This is a genomic window from Streptomyces gamaensis, from assembly GCF_042656465.1.
Classification (GTDB): domain Bacteria; phylum Actinomycetota; class Actinomycetes; order Streptomycetales; family Streptomycetaceae; genus Streptomyces; species Streptomyces gamaensis.
The window spans coordinates 115317-135978 of the sequence record NZ_JBHSPB010000015.1; the positions used below are offsets into that span (position 1 = coordinate 115317).

At 72.8% G+C, this 20662-nt stretch carries 17 protein-coding genes; 9 read left to right on the top strand and 8 right to left on the bottom strand.

Translation table 11 applies throughout. The annotated features are described in order from the left end of the window. Positions 1 to 82 precede the first annotated feature (82 nt). The 3 genes from hisB to hisD are packed head-to-tail and all read right to left on the bottom strand — an operon-like array spanning position 83 to position 3099. Complete coding sequence (hisB, locus tag ACFP1Z_RS23365) at positions 83 to 676, bottom strand: imidazoleglycerol-phosphate dehydratase HisB (RefSeq protein WP_390319082.1); 594 nt, start codon at positions 674 to 676, stop codon at positions 83 to 85. Next, positions 673 to 1779, bottom strand: coding sequence for a histidinol-phosphate transaminase (locus ACFP1Z_RS23370; RefSeq protein ID WP_390319084.1), 1107 nt, complete (start codon positions 1777 to 1779; stop codon positions 673 to 675). The genes hisB and ACFP1Z_RS23370 overlap by 4 nt, the downstream gene beginning before the upstream one ends. Next, positions 1780 to 3099, bottom strand: coding sequence for a histidinol dehydrogenase (gene hisD / locus ACFP1Z_RS23375; RefSeq protein ID WP_390319086.1), 1320 nt, complete (start codon positions 3097 to 3099; stop codon positions 1780 to 1782). It lies immediately after the preceding gene. A gap of 156 nt (positions 3100 to 3255) precedes the next feature. Here hisD and ACFP1Z_RS23380 point away from each other — a divergent pair, with 156 nt between their 5' ends. Genes ACFP1Z_RS23380 through ybaK form a run of 3 tightly spaced genes read left to right on the top strand, consistent with a single transcriptional unit; the run spans position 3256 to position 6183 of the window. After that, entirely contained in the window at positions 3256 to 4857 is a 1602-nt protein-coding gene (locus ACFP1Z_RS23380) for an oxidoreductase (RefSeq protein WP_390319088.1), read from the top strand. Positions 4858 to 4900: 43 nt separating this feature from the next. Beyond that, positions 4901 to 5638 (top strand): LON peptidase substrate-binding domain-containing protein, encoded by a 738-nt coding sequence (locus ACFP1Z_RS23385; RefSeq protein ID WP_390319090.1) that lies wholly within the window; start codon positions 4901 to 4903, stop codon positions 5636 to 5638. A gap of 11 nt (positions 5639 to 5649) precedes the next feature. Next, positions 5650 to 6183 carry a Cys-tRNA(Pro) deacylase gene (ybaK, locus tag ACFP1Z_RS23390; protein ID WP_390319092.1) on the top strand — a complete coding sequence of 178 codons (534 nt, stop codon included), beginning with the start codon at positions 5650 to 5652 and terminating at the stop codon, positions 6181 to 6183. A gap of 614 nt (positions 6184 to 6797) precedes the next feature. On the opposite strand, the gene ACFP1Z_RS23395 is transcribed toward ybaK, so the two are convergent. From ACFP1Z_RS23395 to ACFP1Z_RS23410, 4 genes are all read right to left on the bottom strand, one after another. Further along, positions 6798 to 7574 (bottom strand): hypothetical protein, encoded by a 777-nt coding sequence (locus tag ACFP1Z_RS23395; RefSeq protein ID WP_390319094.1) that lies wholly within the window; start codon positions 7572 to 7574, stop codon positions 6798 to 6800. Between the two features lie 59 nt (positions 7575 to 7633). Beyond that, on the bottom strand, positions 7634 to 8362 hold the full coding sequence (locus tag ACFP1Z_RS23400; protein ID WP_390319213.1) for an ABC transporter permease: 729 nt from the start codon (positions 8360 to 8362) through the stop codon (positions 7634 to 7636). Positions 8363 to 8614: 252 nt separating this feature from the next. Further along, complete coding sequence (locus tag ACFP1Z_RS23405) at positions 8615 to 9595, bottom strand: ABC transporter ATP-binding protein (RefSeq protein ID WP_390319215.1); 981 nt, start codon at positions 9593 to 9595, stop codon at positions 8615 to 8617. Positions 9596 to 9735: 140 nt separating this feature from the next. Continuing rightward, entirely contained in the window at positions 9736 to 11028 is a 1293-nt protein-coding gene (locus ACFP1Z_RS23410) for an NYN domain-containing protein (RefSeq protein WP_390319096.1), read from the bottom strand. Between the two features lie 299 nt (positions 11029 to 11327). Between ACFP1Z_RS23410 and ACFP1Z_RS23415 the strand changes: the two genes are divergently transcribed. Next, positions 11328 to 11504: a hypothetical protein gene (locus ACFP1Z_RS23415; RefSeq protein WP_390319098.1), complete on the top strand. Its 177-nt coding sequence runs from the start codon at positions 11328 to 11330 to the stop codon at positions 11502 to 11504. 275 nt (positions 11505 to 11779) lie between these two features. Here ACFP1Z_RS23415 and dnaE read toward each other — a convergent pair whose 3' ends face one another. Beyond that, positions 11780 to 15331, bottom strand: coding sequence for a DNA polymerase III subunit alpha (dnaE, locus tag ACFP1Z_RS23420; RefSeq protein ID WP_390319101.1), 3552 nt, complete (start codon positions 15329 to 15331; stop codon positions 11780 to 11782). Positions 15332 to 15588: 257 nt separating this feature from the next. Here dnaE and ACFP1Z_RS23425 point away from each other — a divergent pair, with 257 nt between their 5' ends. From ACFP1Z_RS23425 to ACFP1Z_RS23445, 5 genes are all read left to right on the top strand, one after another. Further along, positions 15589 to 16245 (top strand): hypothetical protein, encoded by a 657-nt coding sequence (locus ACFP1Z_RS23425; protein WP_390319102.1) that lies wholly within the window; start codon positions 15589 to 15591, stop codon positions 16243 to 16245. Between the two features lie 47 nt (positions 16246 to 16292). Beyond that, complete coding sequence (locus tag ACFP1Z_RS23430; RefSeq protein ID WP_390319103.1) at positions 16293 to 17114, top strand: thioredoxin domain-containing protein; 822 nt, start codon at positions 16293 to 16295, stop codon at positions 17112 to 17114. Between the two features lie 148 nt (positions 17115 to 17262). Further along, the gene (locus ACFP1Z_RS23435; protein ID WP_390319105.1) at positions 17263 to 17949 is read left to right on the top strand and encodes a hypothetical protein; all 687 of its coding nucleotides are present in this window, start codon (positions 17263 to 17265) and stop codon (positions 17947 to 17949) included. Between the two features lie 48 nt (positions 17950 to 17997). Next, complete coding sequence (locus ACFP1Z_RS23440; protein WP_390319107.1) at positions 17998 to 18834, top strand: thioredoxin domain-containing protein; 837 nt, start codon at positions 17998 to 18000, stop codon at positions 18832 to 18834. Positions 18835 to 19002: 168 nt separating this feature from the next. After that, positions 19003 to 20655: an alkaline phosphatase D family protein gene (locus ACFP1Z_RS23445; protein WP_390319109.1), complete on the top strand. Its 1653-nt coding sequence runs from the start codon at positions 19003 to 19005 to the stop codon at positions 20653 to 20655. Positions 20656 to 20662: the final 7 nt, after the last annotated feature.

The following is a 20662-nucleotide window of genomic DNA, read 5'->3' on the forward strand; positions in this document are numbered from 1 at the left end:
CCCTCGTTCGCTTCTCCGCCCGCGCGGCGCAGAGGTGCGGCCATCGCGTTCGTCTGCGGCCCGGCGGCCGCGCGTGCGACGCTCACAGCGCGCCCTTCGTCGACGGGATGATGCCCGCGGCCCTCGGGTCGCGTTCGCACGCGTAGCGCAGGGCCCGCGCGAGGGCCTTGAACTGGCACTCGACGATGTGGTGCGCGTTGCGTCCGTAGGGGACGTGGACGTGCAGGGCGATCTGCGCCTGCGCGACGAAGGACTCCAGGATGTGCCGGGTCATCGTCGTGTCGTAGGTGCCGATCATGGGCGCCATGTTCTCGGGCTCGGTGTGCACGAGGTAGGGGCGGCCGGAGAGGTCGACGGTGACCTGGGCGAGGGACTCGTCCAGGGGCACGGTGCAGTTGCCGAAGCGGTAGATGCCGACCTTGTCGCCGAGGGCCTGCCGGAAGGCGGCGCCGAGCGCGAGGGCGGTGTCCTCGATGGTGTGGTGGGTGTCGATGTGCAGGTCGCCGTCGGTCTTGACGGTGAGGTCGAACAGGCCGTGGCGGCCGAGCTGGTCGAGCATGTGGTCGTAGAAGCCGACGCCGGTCGACACGTCGACCTGCCCGGTGCCGTCGAGGTCGATCTCGACGAGGACGGACGTCTCCTTGGTGGTGCGCTCGACGCGCCCAACGCGGTTCATGAACTGGTCTCCTTGCGAATGGCGCGCACGGCGTCGAGGAAGGCGTCGTTCTCGGCCGGGGTGCCGGCGGTGACGCGCAGCCATCCGGGCACTCCGTTGTCCCGGACGAGGACGCCGTGGTCGAGGAGGGCCTGCCAGGCGGTGTGGCTGTCCTCGAACCTGCCGAACTGGACGAAGTTGGCGTCGGATTCGGTCACTTCGCAGCCGATCGCGCGCAGTTCGGTGACGATGCGGTCGCGTTCGGCCTTGAGCTGCTCGACGTAGCCGAGGAGGGTGTCGGTGTACTCCAGGGCGGCGAGCGCGGTGGCCTGGGTGACGGCGGAGAGGTGGTACGGCAGGCGCACCAGCTGGACGGCGTCGACGACCGCGGGGTGCGCGGCGAGGTAGCCCAGCCGCAGTCCGGCCGCGCCGAACGCCTTGGACATGGTGCGGGAGACCACCAGGTGCGGCCGGCCCTCGATGAGCGGCAGCAGCGAGGGGCGGTGGCTGAACTCCCCGTACGCCTCGTCGACCACCACGATCGACGGCTTGGCGGCCTGCGCGGCCTCGTACAGCCGCAGCACGGTGTCGGCGTCGACGGCCGTGCCGGTGGGGTTGTTGGGCGAGCAGACGAAGACGACGTCGGGGCGGTGCTCGGCGATGGCGGCCTCGGCGGCCTCGACGTCGATGGTGAAGTCGGCGCGGCGCGGGCCGGAGAGCCAGCCGGTGCCGGTGCCGCGCGAGATGAGCGCGTGCATCGAGTAGGAGGGCTCGAAGCCGAGCGCGGTGCGGCCCGGCCCGCCGAAGGTCTGCAGCAGCTGCTGGAGCACCTCGTTGGAGCCGTTGGCGGCCCACACGTTCGCCGTGCCGACCTCGTGCCCGGCGGTGCGGGTGAGGTACTCGGCGAGCTCGGTGCGCAGCTCGACCGCGTCGCGGTCGGGGTAGCGGTTGAGGTGGCGGGCGGCCTCGGCGACCCGCTCGGCGATCCGGGCGACGAGCGCCTCGGGCAGCGGGTAGGGGTTCTCGTTGGTGTTCAGGCGTACGGGCACGTCGAGCTGGGGCGCTCCGTACGGGGACTTGCCGCGCAGTTCGTCCCGGATGGGGAGATCGTCAATGCCGGTCACTTACTTCGGCACCTTCCAGTCGAACCTCGCCTTGAGCGCGGCTCCGTGGGCGGGCAGGTCCTCGGCCTCGGCGAGGGTGACCACGTGGTGGGTGACCTCGGCGAGGGCGTCGCGGGTGTAGTCGACGACATGGATACCGCGCAGGAAGGACTGCACGGACAGCCCGGACGAGTGACAGGCGCAGCCGCCGGTGGGCAGGACGTGGTTGGAGCCGGCGCAGTAGTCGCCGAGGGAGACCGGCGCGTACGGGCCGACGAAGACCGCGCCCGCGTTGCGTACCCGGGCGGCCACGGCGGCCGCGTCGGCGGTCTGGATCTCCAGGTGCTCGGCGCCGTAGGCGTCGACGACGGCGAGGCCCTGCTCGATGCCGTCGACGAGGACGATGCCGGACTGCCGGCCGGACAGGGCGGGCACGATCCGGTCCTCGACGTGCTTGGTCGCGGCGACCTGGGTCTTGAGCTCCGCCTCGACGGCGGCGGCCAGGTCCTCGGAGTCGGTGACGAGGACGGCGGCGGCCAGCGGGTCGTGCTCGGCCTGGCTGATCAGGTCGGCGGCGACGTGCACGGGGTCGGCGGTCGCGTCCGCGAGGATCGCGATCTCGGTGGGGCCGGCCTCGGCGTCGATGCCGATCCGGCCCTTGAGGAGCCGCTTGGCGGCGGCGACCCAGATATTGCCGGGGCCGGTGACCATGTTGACGGGGCGGCACTCCTCGGTGCCGTAGGCGAACATGGCGACGGCCTGGGCGCCGCCCGCCGCGTACACCTCGTCGATGCCGAGGAGGGCGCAGGCCGCGAGGATCGTGGGGTGCGGCAGTCCGCCGAAGTCCGCTTGCGGCGGGGAGGCGACGGCCATCGAGCCGACCCCGGCCTCCTGCGCCGGCACCACGTTCATGATCACGGACGAGGGGTAGACGGAGCGGCCGCCCGGCACGTACAGACCGACGCGCTCGACGGGCACCCAGCGCTCGGTGACGGTGCCGCCGGGCACGACGGTGACGGTGGTGTCGGTGCGGCGCTGCTCGCGGTGGACGATGCGGGCGCGGCGGATGGACTCCTCCAGCGCGGCGCGCACGTCCGCGTCGAGCCCGTCGAGGGCGCGGGCGATCGCCTCGGGCGCGACGCGCACCCGGTCGATGACACAGCCGTCGAAGCGTTCCGCGTAGTCGATCAGGGCCGCGGTGCCGCGATGATGCACGTCCTCGCAGATGGGCCGCACCTTCTCCAGGGCGGCCTCGACGTCGAGTTCGGCTCGGGGCAGCAGGTCGCGGTCGATGCCGGCGTCGGAAGAGACGGCACCGCGCAGATCGATTCGGGAGATCACGCCGTCAATTGTCGCAGACCCGCCACGGCGCACCGCGCCCCGTACCGCTCACTGGTACGCAGCTCTCACCAAAGGTGTTCGGGTGGTCACCGAGCGGGAATGGGGACGGTACACGCGACGGGCGCCGCGCACGGCGGCGGAGAGGGGCGTACGGGCGTGACCGGGGCAGACAGCGGGCAGCCGCCCGCCGGGCTCGACCTCACCGAGGTGGAGCGCGGCCTGTGGCAGGCGTTCCGCCAGGGGCGTACGTACGATCTGCGCGCCGCCCACTCCGAGCACAACGATCCGAGCGTCCCGCAGTCCTGGGGCCCGGAGCGCACGGTCCGCGCGCACGTGGTGGCGCTGCTGCTGCTCGACGGGCCGCCGGCCGAGCCCGGCCGTGTCTCGGCCCTGAAGCTGGAGGGGGTGCAGATAGCGGGGCTGCTCGACCTGTCGGGCGGCACGGTCGTGCCGTACGTGGAACTGCACAACTGCCGTTTCGAGCAGGAGCTGTTGGTGCCGGAGTGCCGGTTCACCACGCTGCGGCTGATCGGCTGCGCGATCCCCCGGATCGAGGCGGCACGGCTGCGCACGGAGGGCGATCTGCATCTGCCGCGCTGCGTGGTGCCGGGCGGGATCAGGCTCACCGACGCCCGCATCGGCACGGACCTGCTCCTCAACCAGCTGCTGGTGCGCCGCAACCGGCACGGGCTGTCGATCTCCGCGGACGGTATGAGCGTCGGGCAGGACATGCAGGCGGAGCTGATGCGTTCCGACGGGGAGCTGAGCCTGCGCGGCGCGACCATAGGGGTCTCGCTGAGCCTGCGCGGCTCCACGCTCAGCAATCCCTTCGGGCGGCGGGCGCTGAACGCCCCGCAGCTGACGGTGGAGCGCACGCTGTATCTGACGGCGACGGGCGTGGGCGGCTCCCCGTTCGCCGGCGGCGCCACTCCCCCGTACGGCACCCCGACCACGCCCGCGCGCGGGACGCGGGTCCAGCCCTTCGAGTGCCAGGGCGGGGTGCGGCTCGACGACGGGCGGTTCGGTGACGCGGTGGACCTGACCCAGGCCCGGTTCGTGATGGAGGAGGGCCAGGAGCTGTCGCTGCGCCGCATCCACACCCCCGAGCTGCGTTTCCTGGGCGAGGCGCCGCAGCGCGGGCGCGTGGTGCTGTCGGGGGCGCGGGTGGTCAACCTCGTGGACCGGGAGACCAGCTGGCCCGGGCCCGGCGGGCTGGCCATGGCGGGCTTCTCCTACGAGCACCTGATACCCGTCGGCCACTTCCCGCTCTCCGGCCGGCTGGCCTGGGTCGCCGCCGCGACCCCGGAGTACGCGCCGGAGCCGTACGAGCGCCTCGCGGGCGTGCTGCGCGAGGGCGGCGAGGACGGCAGCGCCCGCGAGGTGCTGCTCGCCAAGCAGCGCCGCCGCCGCGAGACCCTGCCGCTCGCGGGCAAGGCGTGGGGCTATCTCCAGGACTGGACGGTCGCCTACGGCTACCGCACCGGGCGGGCCGCGTTATGGCTGACGGTGCTGTGGGCGCTGGGCACGCTCTACTTCTCCTTCCACGAGCTGCCGCCCGTGCGCCACGACGAGGCGCCCACCTGGAACCCCGAGCTGTATGTGCTGGACCTGCTGCTGCCGATCGTCGACCTGGGCCAGAGCCACGCCTGGAAGCCCAGCGGGCTCGCGCAGTGGCTGGTGACCGTGCTCACCCTGCTCGGCTGGATGCTGGCGACGACGGTGGCGGCCGGGGCCTCCCGGCTGCTGCGGCGGCAGTGACGGCCGGTCCGGGCCGCTGCGGTGGCCATTAGGCTTACGGGCTGTGACCACCGCGCGCCTTCCGCTCTTCCCGCTCAACTCGGTGCTGTTCCCGGGGCTGCTGCTTCCGCTGAACGTCTTCGAGCAGCGGTACCGCGCGCTCATGCGCGATCTGGCGGCGCTGCCGGAGGACGAGCGGCGCCGGTTCGGCGTCGTCGCCATCCGCGACGGCCACGAGGTCGCGCCGACCGCCCCCGGTCTGCCGTCCGGCGAGCATGCCGAACCGGGCCCGGCCTCGGGCTTCGGGCCCGATCCGATGCGGGCCTTCTACTCCGTGGGCTGTGTCGCCGAGGCGGCGACGATCCGGCGGCGCGCGAACGGCACGTACGAGGCGCTGGCCACCGGCACCACCCGGTTCCGGCTGAAGTCCGTGGACGCCTCCGGTCCCTACCTCGTCGCCGAGGTCGAGGAGCTGCCGGAGATCCCCGGTGACGAGGCGGGCGCGCTGGCCGCCGGGGTGCGGCAGGCGTTCGGGGCGTACCGCAAGCGGCTGGCGGGGGCCGCCGAGCGGACGCTGGTGGGGCCCGCGGAGCTGCCCGACGTCCCCTCCGAGCTCTCCTATCTCGTGGCGGCCTCCGCGATGCTCGACACCCCCGTGCGGCAGCGGCTGTTGCAGGCCCCGGACACGGCCAGCCGGCTCGCGGACGAGCTGCGGCTGCTGCGGGCCGAGACCGCGCTGATCGGCAAGCTGCCGTCGGTGCCCGCCGCCGATCTCACGCGGCGCCCGACGAGCCCCAACTGACCGAGGAATCCGTGAAGAACCAGGGCAAGAAGGACCGCAAGAAGGACAGCAAGAAAGACCGGAAGAAGCCGCCGGGCGGGACGCCGGCCATCGCCGCGCTGGAGGCGTCCGGCACCGCTTTCGTCACGCGTTCCTACGAGCACGACCCCTCCGCCGCCTCCTACGGCGCGGAGGCCGCCGAGGCGCTGGGCGTGGATCCGGCGCGGGTGTTCAAGACGCTGGTGGCGGAGGTGGACGGCGCGCTGACGGTGGCGGTCGTGCCCGTGTCGGGCTCGCTCGACCTCAAGGCGCTGGCGGCGGCCGTCGGCGGCAAGCGGGCGGCGATGGCCGACCCGGCGGCGGCCGAGCGCACGACAGGGTACGTACGCGGCGGCATCTCCCCCCTGGGCCAGCGCAAGCGGCTCCCGACCGCGCTGGACGCCTCCGCGCGCGCCCATCCCACGATCTGCGTCTCGGCGGGCCGCCGCGGCCTGGAGATCGAGCTGTCGCCGGAGGACCTGGCGGCGCTGACGGGCGCGGTGATCGCGCCCATCGCGCGGGGCTGACCGCCGCCGGCGCGCGTACGCGCCGGGGTCCGCGCCCCTGGACGGCTCTGCCGGGTTCGGCTATCACCTCTGGAGGCGGGCCGCCGGAGGTGCGGTCCGCTCCGGGAGGGACGCCCATGTCGAAGCGCACCCGCAAGCGCCGCTGGCGACTGAGGAAGAACCGCGCGAACCACGGCCGCCGGCCGGCGTAGCCGAAGGCCGAGGTCCGGCCGGGCCCGGCGGCGTCAGGTCCGTGAAGGGCCCTCGGGCCGGCGGGGCGCGGCGTGCTCGCCCGGGGCCACCCCCGGCGCGAACCACGGCCGCCGCCTGGCATAGCCGGAGGCCGACGGTCCGGCCGGGCCCGGCGCCGTCAGGTCCGCGAAGGACCCTCGGGCCGGCGGGGCACGGAGCGCTCGCCCGGGGCCACCCCCGGCGCACCCGGCACGGCGCAAACCACAGCCGCCGCCCGGCGTAACCGAGGGCCAACGGTCCGGCCGGACCCGGACAGCGTCAGGTCCGCGAAGGACCCTCCGGCCGACGGGGCACGGAGCGCTCGCCCGGGGCCGCCCCGGCGCGAACCACAGCCGCCGCCCGACGTAGCCGAAGGCCAACGGTCCGGCCGGACCCGGACAGCGTCAGGTCCGCGAGGGGCCCTCGGGCCGGCGGGGCGCGGCGTGCTCGTCCGGGGCGGCCCCGGGCGCACCCGTCTCCTCACCGGCGGGCGGCGGCGCGGGTGCGGTCGGCATCTCGTCCGTGTCCTCGCCGGACGGCGTCTCCGCCGGGACGGTCGGGCCCGCCGCCGGCCACTGCGGGAAGGGTTCCGGTTCCCGGGGGCCGAACAGGGCCGTCAGGCCCAGGTGCACCGCCATCGCCGCGAGCGGCCAGGCCAGCAGTACGCCCTTGGCGCCCAGCCGGAGCGGCGCGTCGAAGACCACGCCCTTGCCGGCGGCGCGTGCCGCGGCCGCGACGTCGGAGGTGGGGCCGAGCGCCGTGCCCAGCCGCCAGCCGATCACCGAGGCGAGCAGCGAGCCGGCCGCGAGCCCGACGACCAGCGGGATGCCGCCGCGCCGGTGCAGCAGGCAGACCACGGCCGCGCTCACCGCGCCGAAGGCCAGCCCCAGCAGCGCGAACGTGCCGTCCGCGCCGATCGCCTGCTCCCCTTCGGTGTTCTTGAGGTAGACGGCCTTGCCGTCGGAGACGAGCGGGACGCGCGGGGCCAGCCACACCCACAGCAGTCCCAGGAGCACCCCGCAGACGGCGACGACGGCGGCGACGAGCACGGCCTGCCACAGTTCGGCCCGGAACCGGGCGCGTGCCTCGTCGCCCCCCTCGCCGGACCGCCCCGCTACGGACTGCGCGTCGGCGGGCTCGTCGTCGGCGGGCTGGTCGTGCGGCGTCAGTGGTGCGGTCACCCTGTCATCGTGCCAGGCGGACGCCTCCGGCCCGGTCGCAGGAGCCCCGCCGCGGCGCGTCATCGTACGGCCGCCCGCCGGTAGGCCAGCGTGGCGACGGCCAGCGAGAGCACGCCGACGGCCGCGCACACGCCGAGGTCGGCGGCGACCAGCGACCAGTCGGGCCGCGCGTCGAAGGCGCGCGCGAGCGCCTCGACCCCGTAGGTGGAGGGCAGCAGATCGCGGGCGAGGGCGAGGGGCCCGGGCATCCGCCCGGCGGGCAGTACGCCCAGCAGCAGGGCGGCCGACATGCCCAACTGGCCGCACAGTGTGGCCAGTTCCTGGCGGGTGGCGAGCAGTCCGAGGGCGGCGCCGAGCCCGGCGAGGGCCGCGCCCGCCAGCGGGACCACAGCGGCCAGCAGCCACAGGTGGCCCATCGGCAGCCCGAAGAGCACGCTGCCGGTCACGGCCGTGACGGCGGTGCCGGGCACGGTGAAGGACGCGTACGCCCCGGCCGCGCCCAGCACGACGGCGGCGGGCGGCACCGGCAGCGTCGCGTAGTGGTCGAGGCCGCCGCTCGCGCGCAGCTGCCCGAAGTACTGGGCGAGGAGGTTCAGCGCGACGAAGGCGACGACGAGGACGCTGGAGCCGGCGACGACGGCGCGCGCCTCGTCCCCGCCGTCCACCACGCCCCGCATGAGGATCATGATGCCGACGGACTGGAAGGTGGCGACGAACAGCAGCGGGATCCGGGCGACCCGGGCCCGGGACAGCTGGGCCCGGTAGACGGCGGCCAGCGCGGGCAGCAGCCGTGCCCGGGGGGCGAGCGGGGCGGCCTCCCCGGCCGGGGCGTCGAGGACCCCGCCGGGCTCCGCGCCGCTCGCGCCCCGCGGTGGGGCACCACGGCGGTGCCGCTCGCCGCCGGCCCGCTCCCGGACGGCGGCCGCGGCCCCGCCGTCGCGCGACGGGGTCGCCTCAGCGGTCACAGCGTTCACCACGCACAGCTCCTGTTCGTTGCGGCTCTGCCTCCGTCGTGCCCGCTCGCCGGGCGGCCCGTGCGTTCACGCCTTGACCAGCCCCCCGGCGCCCTCCGCCTGTCCGCCGAGCGCGAGGTAGACGTCCTCCAGGCTCGGGGTGGCGAGGGTGAAGTCGTCGAGGGCGGCGAAGGCGGGCCCGCCGGTGACGGCGGCGACGGCGGCGCGCGCCTCGGCGGGGCGCAGCCGCAGCGACCAGCGGCGGCCCGTCTCCCGCGCGGACGCGCGCAGCGCGGCGACCTCGGGCACGTCGAGCGGTGGCGCGTCGCGCCAGACGAGTTCGACGCGGACCTCGTCGCCGACGAGTTCCTTCAGTCCGGCCGGGGTGCCGCAGGCGATGATCCGGCCGCGTTCGAGGACGGCGACCCGGTCCAGGACGGTCTCGGCCTCGATGACGTTGTGGGTGACGAGCAGGACGGTGGTGCCGCGCTCGGCGCGCCGCCGGTCGACGGCCGCCCACACGGCGCGGCGGGCGACGGGGTCCATGCCGGTGGTGGGCTCGTCGAGGACGAGCACGGGCCGCTCGCCGACGAGGGCGGCGGCGAAGCAGGCCAGCCTGCGCTGCCCGCCGGAGAGCTTCTTCAGGGGGCGTCCGGCGAGGGGGGCCAGGCCCAGTTCGTCGAGGACGGCGTCGCGTTCGGCGCGGGCGGCGGCGAGCGGCAGGCCGCGCAGCCGGCCGGTGGTCTCGGCGGCGAGGGCGACGGTGAGTTCGTCGAGCGCGGTGGACTGCTGGCCGAGGTAGCCGATGAGCCGGGCGGCGCGCTCGGGATGGCGGACGAGGTCGTGGCCGAGCAGGTCGATGCGGCCCGCGTCGGGGCGCAGCAGTCCGGTGAGCTGGCGGACGAGCGTGGACTTGCCGGCGCCGTTGGGGCCGAGCAGCCCGAAGATCTCGCCGCGCCGGATGTCGAGGTCGATGCCGTCGCTGGCCCGTACGGCTTCGGTGCCGGGGGTGCCGCGGCGGCCGCGCGCGGCGGGGTAGGTCTTGACCAGTCCGCGGACCGCGCACACGGTGCGGCGGTCCGGACGGCTACCCACCTGTCCATCCTGTTTCGCGGCCGTACTCACGAGGCACGAGAGTACGCGCCCGGGCCCGCCCCGCTCGCCCCGGGGCCCCGCCCCGCCGGAACCGGCCGTCGGGGCGGGCGGCTTCAGTCCCCGGCCTGGGCGTGCTCGGCGGCGGTACGGGCGTCGATCTCGCGCCAGAAGCCGGCCCGGATCGCGTACCGGTCGTGCTCGTCGATCTGGTCGTCCTTGTGCGCGAGGAGCCCGAACCGGGCGGCGTAGCGCAGGAGTTCGCCGTCGATGCGGTGCGGGATGCGCGGGTACTCGCTGGAGAGGGTCTGCAGGTGGACGGAGTCGGTCAGCCGCTCGGTCCAGCGGCGGGCGAAGACCTGGCCGACCTCGAAGGGGTCGCCGCCGACGGTGGTGATGTCCTCCTCGCGGTCGGCCCAGCGCTGTTCGGCGCTGGTGAGCTGGGCGAGCATGGGCAGGGAGGCGGTCTCGGCCGGTTCGCCGAGGCCGGTGCCGCGCTCGACCCAGCCCTTGTCGGAGGACCAGCGCAGGGTGGCGTTGGCGGCCAGCGGTGAGACGCCGCCCTGGCCGGCGGCGGGCCGGTCCGGGCCGGGCCGGTCGCGGCCGGCCAGGCCGGCGAGGTCCTTGGGGGTGGGGACGCCGCTGCGGGCGGCGGGGGCGCTCTCCTGTTCGCCGCCGTCCTCGCCGTCGGCGGGGGCGGGGGGCGCGGCGGGGCGGGAGCCGTTGCGGGCGGCCGCCGGGGCGGAGCCGCCGCGGCCCGCGGCGGCCGCGGCCGCCGCCGCGGTCTCGGGCAGGGGGGCGGAGAGGATCGCGGCGATCTCGGGCCGGGGGGCGGGCGGCGGGGCGCACACGCCGGTGAGCTCCTTGGCGCGTACGGCCCGGGTGATCCAGGCGCGGTCCAGGACGCGGCGCTCGTCGGCCTCGGCGACCAGGTCCTCGGACTGGTTGTAGTCGCCGTCGGCGGCCTGCACGGCCCACAGGTGGACGGCGACGCCGTGCTCCTTGGCGGACATCAGTCCCGGCAGCAGATCGCCGTCGCCGGTGACCAGGACGATGTCGGACGCGGCCCGGTTGCGGGCGAGTTCGGTGAGCTCGGCGTGCATGGCGGCGTCCACGCCCTTCTGGGCCCAGCGGCCGTCGCTGCGGGTCAGGGCGCCGAGCCGGACGGTGACGCGGGGCATCACGCGCAGCCGGCGGTGCTCGGGCTGGGGGACCCGGTCGGGGGCGCCGTCGAACCAGTAGATGCGCAGCAGGGGCTGCTGGGTCTCGGTCTCGGCGCGCTCGCGCAGCCCCTGGATGAGGGTCGCGTGGTCGACCGTGATGCGGGACCGGGCGGGCTCCCCGGCCAGCAGGCTCGCGGCGGCGCCCAGCAGATACCCGGCGTCCACCAGGACGACGCAGCGGTCCACGTTCCACCCTCTTTCTTCCGTCGCTGTCGTGTGGCTGTCTTGTCGGTGTCGGCTTGCTGTCTTCTTGCGGTCGTCTTGCTGCCGGGCACGGGCGTGCCCCGGAAGTCCTCGGCTTTGCCTTGGAGTCTGCCCGACCGCGCGGGGGTTATCAGTCCGAACTGGATCTTCGGCGTGGCGGACACGGGCCGCGCCGGGCAAGTGCACTTGTCACGCACGGTAATTACCCGAAATGCACGGTTCGCCGGGGCGTGCCAGGGTGGTCGCAGCAGGGGGGTCAGCCCGAGTGGAGGCGCACGAGCATGGCCAAGAACAAGAAGCAGGACCGCAGTACGCAGCAGAAGGCGAGTTCGCCCGAACGCGGTCAGCAGCAGGAGCGGAAGTCCTCGATCGAGTCGCCGAGCGAGCAGCGGAGTTCCCAGGTCACCCCCGCGGACCTGGCCCGCAAGGGCCGTCAGAAGCGTTTCGGCCACAACTGAGCCGCGGCCGTGCGCCCGTCCCCGGGCGGATGTCGGACGCGTGACGGGCGTCGGGCGGACGCACGGCCGGGGCCGCCGGAGTCGTTCCCGGTCGGTGGGCGGCCGGGAACGGGCCCTGGCGACCGGCGCTTTGGATCGCCGGAGGGGCGCGCCGCACTGTCGCGGACGCGCCCCTCGGATTGTTTGTCGGTGTATGTCCGGACTCGGTGTGGCCGTGGATCAGTCCGGAATTCGTCGCTCCCCCCGCGGTGCGGTGACCGGGCGGGGGCCGCCCGTCAGCCCGCGAGGCAGGACGGGCCGAGCAGCTGCTTGAGGTCGCCGAACAGGGCCGGGTCGGGGGTGACCCGGTGCCGGTCCAGGCGCAGCACGGTCGTCTTGCGCGGCCCCTGGAGCTTGATCCGCACCTCGGTGGAGCCCCGGTGGTGGGTGAGGACCTGGCCGAGCCGCTCCACCATCGGCGGGGTGACCTTGAGCGTGGGGATCGTGATGATCACGGGTGCGTTGGTCCCGGCGTTGGACAGGTCGGGGACCATCAGCTCCATCGCGACCAGGCGGGGCACGTCCTCGCGCTTGTCGAGCCGGCCCTTGACGAAGACGACGGCGTCCTCGACGAGCTGGGTGGAGACCAGCTGGTAGGTGGCGGGGAAGAACATGCAGTCGATGGAGCCGGCCAGGTCCTCGACGGTGGCGATGGCCCAGGCGTTGCCCTGCTTGGTCATCTTGCGCTGCAGGCCGGAGATGATGCCGCCGATCGTCACGATCGCGCCGTCGGCGTGCTCGCCGCCGGTCAGCTGCGAGATCGCGGCGTCCGCCTTGTCATTGAGGACGTGCTCGATACCGAAGAGCGGGTGGTCGGAGACGTAGAGGCCGAGCATCTCCCGCTCCTGGGCGAGGAGATAGGACTTCTCCCACTCCTCGGGGGAGAACTCCACGTCCAGCCCGAAGCCGGGTCCGTCGTCACCGCTGTCGTCGCCCATGCCGCCGAAGAGGTCGAACTGCCCCTCGGCCTCCTTGCGCTTGACCTGCACCACATTGTCGATCATGGGCTCGTAGTGCGCGGTGAGCCCCTTGCGGGTGTGCCCGAGCTCGTCGAAGGCGCCCGCCTTGATCAGCGATTCCACGGTGCGCTTGTTGCAGACCACGGCCTCGACCTTGTCGAGGAAGTCCGGGAAGGAGCCGTACTTCCCCTTGGACTTGCGGCAGCGGATGATCGAATCCACCACGTTCTGGCCGACGTTGCGCACGGCGGTGAGGCCGAAGAGGATCACGTCGTCGCCCTGGGCGGCGAAGTTCGCCTGGGACTCGTTGACGTTCGGCGGGAGCACCTTGATGCCCATGCGGCGGCACTCGTTGAGGTAGATCGCCGACTTGTCCTTGTCGTCGCGCACCGAGGTGAGGAGCGCCGACATGTACTCGGCCGGGTAGTTGGCCTTGAGGTAGGCGGTCCAGTACGAGACCAGTCCGTACGCGGCCGAGTGGGCCTTGTTGAACGCGTAGCCGGCGAAGGGGACCAGCACGTCCCACAGGGCCTGGATGGCCTCGTCGCTGTAGCCGTTCTTGCGGGCGCCGCTCTGGAAGATGGTGAAGTTCTTCGCCAGCTCGTCGGGCTTCTTCTTGCCCATGACGCGGCGGAGGATGTCGGCCTCGCCGAGCGAGTACCCGGCGATGATCTGGGCCGCCTTCTGCACCTGCTCCTGGTAGACGATCAGGCCGTAGGTGACGTCCAGGACCTCCCTGAGCGGCTCCTCCAGCTCCTTGTGGATCGGCGTGATCTCCTGCTGCTTGTTCTTGCGCAGCGCGTAGTTGGTGTGGGAGTTCATGCCCATCGGGCCCGGCCGGTAGAGGGCGGACACGGCGGAGATGTCTTCGAAGTTGTCGGGCTTCATCAGCCGCAGCAGGGAGCGCATGGGCCCGCCGTCGAACTGGAAGACGCCGAGGGTGTCGCCGCGCTGGAGCAGCTCGAAGGTCGTGGGGTCGTCGAGCGGCAGGGCCAGGAGATCGATGTCGGTCCCCTTGTTGGCCTTCACCATCTTGACGGCGTCGTCCATGATCGTGAGGTTGCGCAGGCCCAGGAAGTCCATCTTCAGCAGGCCGAGCGACTCACAGCTGGGGTAGTCCCACTGCGTGATGGTCACGCCGTCGGTGTGCCGCACCCAGACCGGGACGTGGTCGGTGATCGTCTCGCTGGACATGATCACGCCGGCCGCGTGCACGCCCATCTGCCGCACCAGGCCCTCGACGCCGCGCGCGGTGTCGATGACCTTCTTCACGTCCGGCTCGTTCTCGTACATCCCGCGGACCTCGCCGGCCTCGCTGTAGCGCGGGTGGGCGGGGTCGGTGATGCCGGAGAGCGGGATGCCCTTGCCGAGGACGTCGGCGGGCATGGCCTTGGTGATGCGGTCGCCCATCGCGTACGGGTAGCCGAGCACGCGGGCGGAGTCCTTGATGGCGTTCTTGGCCTTGATGGTGCCGTACGTGCCGATCATGGCGACCTTGTCGGCGCCGTACTTCTCGGTGACGTACCGGATCACCTCGGCGCGCCGGCGCTCGTCGAAGTCGATGTCGACATCGGGCATGGAGACGCGCTCGGGGTTGAGGAAGCGCTCGAAGATCAGGCCGTGCGGGATGGGGTCGAGGTCGGTGATGCCCATCGCGTAGGCGACGATCGAACCGGCCGCGGAGCCCCGGCCCGGGCCGACCGCGATGCCGTTCTTCTTCGCCCACATGATGAAGTCGGCGACGACGAGGAAGTAGCCCGGGAACCCCATCTGGATGATGACGTCCATCTCGTACTCGGCCTGCTTCTGCCGGTCCTCGGGGACGCCGCCGGGGAAGCGGCGGGCCATGCCGCGCCGCACCTCCTCCTGGAACCACGTGACCTCGGTGTAGCCCTCGGGCACGTCGAACTTCGGCATCAGGTCGCGCTTTTCGAACCAGCCGGTGGTGTCGACCTGTTCGGCGACCAGCAGGGTGTTGCGGCAGCCCTCCTGCCAGGCGTCGGAGGAGTCGATGGCGTACATCTCCTCCGTGGACTTCAGGTAGTAGCCGGTGCCGTCGAACTTGAAGCGGTCCGGGTCCGAGAGGTTCTTGCCGGTCTGGATGCACAGCAGGGCGTCGTGGGCCTCGGCCTCGTGCGCGTAGGTGTAGTGGGAGTCATTGGTGACCAGCGGCGGGATGCCGAGCTTCTTGCCGATCTCCAGCAGGCCGTCGCGGACCCGGCGCTCGATCTCGATGCCGTGGTCCATCAGCTCCAGGAAGTACCGGCCCTCCCCGAAGATGTCCTTGTAGTCGCTGGCGGCCTGCATGGCCTCGTCGAACTGGCCCAGCCGCAGCCGGGTCTGCAGCTCGCCCGAGGGGCAGCCGGTGGAGGCGATCAGGCCCTCGGACCACTGGGCGATCGTCTCCTTGTCCATCCGCGGCCACTTGGTGAGCCAGCCCTCGGCGTAGGCGTCGGAGGACAGGCGGAACAGATTGTGCAGACCGGTGCGGTTCGCCGCCCAGATCGTCTTGTGGGTGTAACCGCCGGAGCCGGAGACGTCGTCGCGCTTCTGGTGCGGCTGGCCCCACTGGATGCGCCGCTTGTTCCGCCGCGACTCGGGGGCGACATAGGCCTCGATGCCGATGATCGGCGTGATCTCGGCCTTCTTGGCCTGGTGGAAGAAGTCGTACGCGCCGTGCAGGTTGCCGTGGTCGGACATCGCGATGTGCGTCATGCCCATGTCCTGGCAGGCCTTGAACATGTCCTTGAGCCGCGCCGCACCGTCGAGCAGCGAGTACTGCGTGTGCACGTGCAGGTGCGTGAAGGGCGGCTTGGACGAGGCGGTCACGGTGGCAGACCTCCGGCGACGGACGGTGACGGGGGGATCCCCGTCCCCGGGAGGGGGACGGGGTCGGCGGGACAGCACTGAAGGTTACTCGCACCCACCGACACCCACCGGCACACCGGGGATCCTCCGCCCCTCTCCACCCACGGAACATCTGTCCCTTTTATGAGGTTGTCTTGCGGCCCCGCGACGGGCCCGTGTCCACTTTGTGAGGCCCCGTGTCCACAGGCCGGACCTTTAGTCCACACTTAGCGCGGCACATGACACACTCGACCCTCATGGACATATCGGCGGCACGGTTGCGGGCTCTGCGCGCGGCGCTGTTCACAGCGCTGTGCGTGACGCTGTCCGCTGCCTCCCACGTGCTGCTGTCCGGCATGGCCCTGCCGCTGGCCACCGTGGGCACGACCGCCGCCGCGGTCTTCGCGATCGCGTACGCGCTGGCGGGCCGCGAGCGCGGCTTCGGGCACATCGCCGCCCTCCTGGTCCCCCTGGAGCTGGCCGCCGACGCGGTCTTCACCACCGGGCAGGACACCTGCTACGGCTCCTCCGGCCACCACGCGCCCGGCGCCCTGAGCGTGCTGTGCGGCGGCGGCGCGGTCGGCCGCTCCCTGCCCTCCGGCACCGTCCCCGGCGCGGGGGCCTGGCTGCTGCTCGCCGGGCACATCGCGGTCGCCCTGCTGGCCGCCGCCTGGCTGCGGCGCGGCGAGGCCGCCCTGGCCCGGCTGCTGCGCACGCTCGCCACGGCCGCCGTCCGGCCCCTGCTGCTGGCGCTCACCGCACTCGCGGGGCTCGTACGCCCGTACCGCGCGCCCGCGCCCCTTCCGCGCCGTACCCGCGTGCCGCTCCCGCGCGCCTGGCTGCACTCCGTCGTCCGCCGGGGCCCGCCGCCCGCGCGGGCCCTCGCGCCCGCCTGAGCACCGGACACCATCAGCACACAGCAGGACGACGGAGAACACCCCTCATGAGCAAGCGCAACAACTGGGAGAACAAGCAGTCCGCCCGCGAGCGGCTGCGCGCCGAGCGCGAACGCCAGGCCAAGAAGGACAAGGCGCGCCGCCAGCTGTTCGTCGGCGGCTCGATCGTCGCGGTCCTGGCCCTCGCGGGAGGCGTCGGCTACGCCGCGACGCAGCTGGGCGGCGACAAGAAGGACGACGCCTGGGCCGCCGCCGCGAAGAAGGAGCTCGTCAAGCCCGCGAACACCGCGGGCGACAAGGGCACCGAGATCGTCATCGGCAAGAAGGACGCACAGCACACCCTGGACCTCTACCAGGACATGCGCTGCCCGATCTGCTCGGTCTTCGAGCAGAACTCCGGTCCGGCGATCGAGAAGGACGTCAAGGACGGCAAGTACAAGGTCTCGTACCACATCGCCACGTTCATCGACCGCAACCTGCCCGGCACCGGCTCGAAGAACGCGCTCAGCGCGCTGGGTGCGGCCCTGAACGTCAGCCCGGAGGCGTTCACCGCCTACAACAAGGCGCTGTACGCGAAGGGCAACCACCCCGACGAGACGAAGGACTCCTTCGCCAAGGATGACACCCTGCTGAAGATCGCCCAGCAGGTCCCGGCGCTGAAGGACAACAAGGACTTCGAGAAGAACGTCAAGGACGGCACGTTCGACAAGTGGGCGCTGGAGGTGTCCGACGCCTTCGACGCGCAGAAGGACATCACGGGCACGCCCACGCTCAAGCTCGACGGCAAGAAGCTGACGTCGGACGGCAAGAACACGCCGATCACGGCGGACCAGTTCACCAAGGCGGTCGACGAGGCGCTCAAGGGCTGACCGCCCCCGGCCTCTTCCTCTTCCTGTTCCTGCCGCGCGCCACGGGTTCCGTGGCGCGCGGCGGCAGTTGTCGGCAGTTGTCCCGTTCCCGCCGTCGTGGCCGAATCTTGACAGGACACCCGCAGACGGCCGTGGCACACTTCGGCGCATGGAGGGGACGGGAGTTCGACTGCGGGTGCTGCGCGCCGCGCTGTTCACCGCGCTGACCGTCACGCTCTCCGCCGCCTCGCACGTCCTGCTCTCCCGTGCCCCGCTGCCGCTGACCACGGTCGCGGCCCTGTCGGCCGCGTTCTTCGCGCTCGCGTACGCGCTGGCAGGCCGCGAGCGCGGGTTCGGGCGCATCGCCGCCCTCCTGGTGCCGCTGGAGCTGCTGGCGGACACGGTCTTCACCACGGGCCAGCACGCCTGTTACGGCGCGGCGGGCGGGCCGATAGCGGGCCCGCTGCGCTCGTTCGGCCTCGATCTGGTCTGCCACGGCGGCCAGTTCGGCACCCCTCTGGCCACGATGGCGGCGCGCGGCGCGCCGGCGGTACGGCTGCCGGCCGCCCCGGACAGCTCCCTGCCCTGGCTGCTGCTGGCCGCGCACGTCACCGTCGGCCTGCTGGCGGCGGCCTGGCTGCGGCGCGGCGAGGTGGCGCTGGCCCGGCTGCTGCGCGCGGTCGCCGCGTTCGCGTTCCGGCCGCTGCTGCTGGCCGTGGCCGTCCTGGTCGCCGCGTACGGCCCGCCGGCCCGGCCCGTACGTCCCGCGCACCGCACCCGCCCCGCGCGCTCCCTCCCCCTCCTCGTCCACTCCGTGGTACGGCGCGGACCGCCGCTCGGCACCGCAACCGCCTGAGCACACACGGCCCTTGAACGCCCGTACACCCACACGGAGACATCCAGCATGAGCAACCGCAACAACCAGCAGAACAAGCAGGCCGCGCGCGAGCGGCTGCGCGCCGAGCGCGAGCGCCAGGCCAGGAAGGCCAAGGTGCGCCGCCAGCTCCTCGTCGCGGGCTCGGTCGTCGTGGCCCTCGCCCTCGCGGGCGGCATCGGCTACGCGGTGAGCCAGTCGGGCGGCGGCGGTTCGAAGAAGAGCTCGTTCGACTGGGCGGCGGCCAAGGGCAAGCCGGTCGTCAAGCCCGCGCACACCTCCGGCGAGAACGGCACCGAGGTCGTCGTCGGCGACCCGAACGCCAAGGAGACCCTCACCGTCTACGAGGACCCGCGCTGCCCGGCCTGCGAGATGTTCGAGAACGGGGCCGGCCCGCAGCTCCAGCAGGACGTCAAGGACGGCCGCTACAAGGTCCGTTACATCCTGGCCAACTTCATCGACAACCCGGCGGGCGGCACCGGTTCGAAGAACGCCGTCAACGCGCTGGGCGCCGCGCTGAACGTGAGCCCCGAGGCGTTCACCGCCTACAAGGAGAAGCTCTACGCGAAGGGGAACCACCCCGACGAGCGCGACGACGCGTTCGCCGACGACAAGCGGCTGCTGGAGATCGCCGACCAGGTCCCGGCGCTCAAGGGCAACAAGGACTTCGAGAAGAACGTCACGGAGCACACCTACGCGTCCTGGGCCCTGAAGCTGGGCGAGCTCTTCGGCAAGAACGGGGTCACCAGCACCCCGACACTGCTGCACGGCGACAAGAAGCTCGTGTTCGAGGGCTCGCCGAACCCGCCGATGACGAAGGAGCAGTACACGGCCGTCATCGACAAGGAGTTCGGCCCGAAGAAGTAGCCCGAAGAAGTAGCCCGAAGAAGGAGTCCGAAGAAGGAGTCCGCGCGGGCCGGTCGGCCCGAAGTCGCGCGGAGAACCGGGCAGTTCACGGACAGAACAGGTCAGGGGTGGGCGAAAAGCTGCAATCACGTCCACCTTTGGCCATACCCGGCAGTAAGCTGCTGCCCCGTGACCGATCATGCCCGGATATCGCGCCGCACCGCCGTCACGGCGGCCGCGGCCACCGCCGCTCTGCTGCCGTTCGCCGCCGCCCCCTCGGCGCGCGCGGCCGGAGCCGCCGACAGCCCCGCCTTCCCCGCCTTCCTGCACGGGGTCGCCTCCGGCGACCCGCTGCCCGAGGGCGTCCTGCTGTGGACGCGTATCACGCCCGCCCCGGAGGCCGTCCCCGGCTCCGGGCGCGGCCCGGACACCGAGGTGGCCTGGGAGGTCGCCGAGGACGAGGCGTTCACCAAGGTCGTGGCACGCGGCAGCGCCACGGCGCGCGCGGCGGCCGACCACACCGTCAAGGCCGACGTGCGCGGGCTGCGGCCCGCCACCGCGTACTGGTACCGCTTCTCCTGCGGCGAGGTCCGCTCCCCCGCCGCCCGCACCCGCACCGCCCCCGCGCACGGGCAGTCCGTCATGGGCCTGCGCTTCGGCGTGGTCTCCTGCGCCAACTGGGAGTCGGGGCACTTCTCCGCCTACCGTCACCTCGCCGCCCGCCGCGACCTGGACGCGGTGCTGCACCTCGGGGACTACATCTACGAGTACGCGTCCGGCGAGTATCCGGCGAAGAAGTACGTGGTGCGCCCGCACGTGCCCACGCACGAGATCGTCACCCTCGCCGACTACCGTGCCCGGCACGGCCATTACAAGACCGACCCGGATCTCCAGGCGATGCACCACGCGCTGCCGATGATCGCGATCTGGGACGACCACGAGTTCGCCGACAACGCCTGGGCGGGCGGGGCCGTCAACCACACCCCCGGCGCGGAGGGCGAGTGGGGCGCGCGCATGGCGGCCGCGAAGCAGGCGTACTTCGAGTGGATGCCGGTACGGCCGTCCACCGAGGGCACCACCTACCGCCGGCTGCGCTTCGGCTCGCTCGCCGATCTGCACCTGCTGGACCTGCGCTCGTTCCGCTCGGAGCAGGCGCGCACCGGCAGCGGCACGGTGGACGACCCCGAACGCACCATCACCGGGCGCGCCCAACTTGACTGGCTCAAGGACGGGCTGGCGAAGTCCGACACGACGTGGCGGCTGGTGGGCAACCCGGTGATGATGTCACCGGTGGCCTTCGGCGCGCTGCCCGCGCACCTGCTCAAGCCGCTGGCGAAGCTGCTGGGCATGCCCACCGGCGGGATCACCGCCAACACCGACCAGTGGGACGGCTACACCGACGACCGCCGTGAGCTGCTGGCGCATCTCGCGGGCCGGGGCATCCGCAACACCGTCTTCCTGACCGGCGACATCCACATGGCGTGGGCGAACGACGTGCCCAAGGAGGCGGCCCTGTATCCGCTGCTGTCGTCGTCGGTGGCGACGGAGTTCGTCGTGACGTCCGTGACCGCCGACAACCTGGACGAGACCCTGCGCGTGCCGCCGCACACGGTCTCGCTGGCGGCGGCCACGGCGGTGCGGGCCGCCAACCGGCATGTGAAATGGGTCGACATGGACTCGCACGGCTACGGCGTGCTGGACGTGACCGCCGAGCGGACGCAGATGGACTACTACGTGCTGGCCGACAAGCGGGATCCCGAGTCGGCCGCGTCGTGGGCGCGTTCGTACCGCACCCGCTCGGGCAGCCAGCGGATCGAGCGGGTCAAGTCCCCGGTGGGCTGAGGTAGTT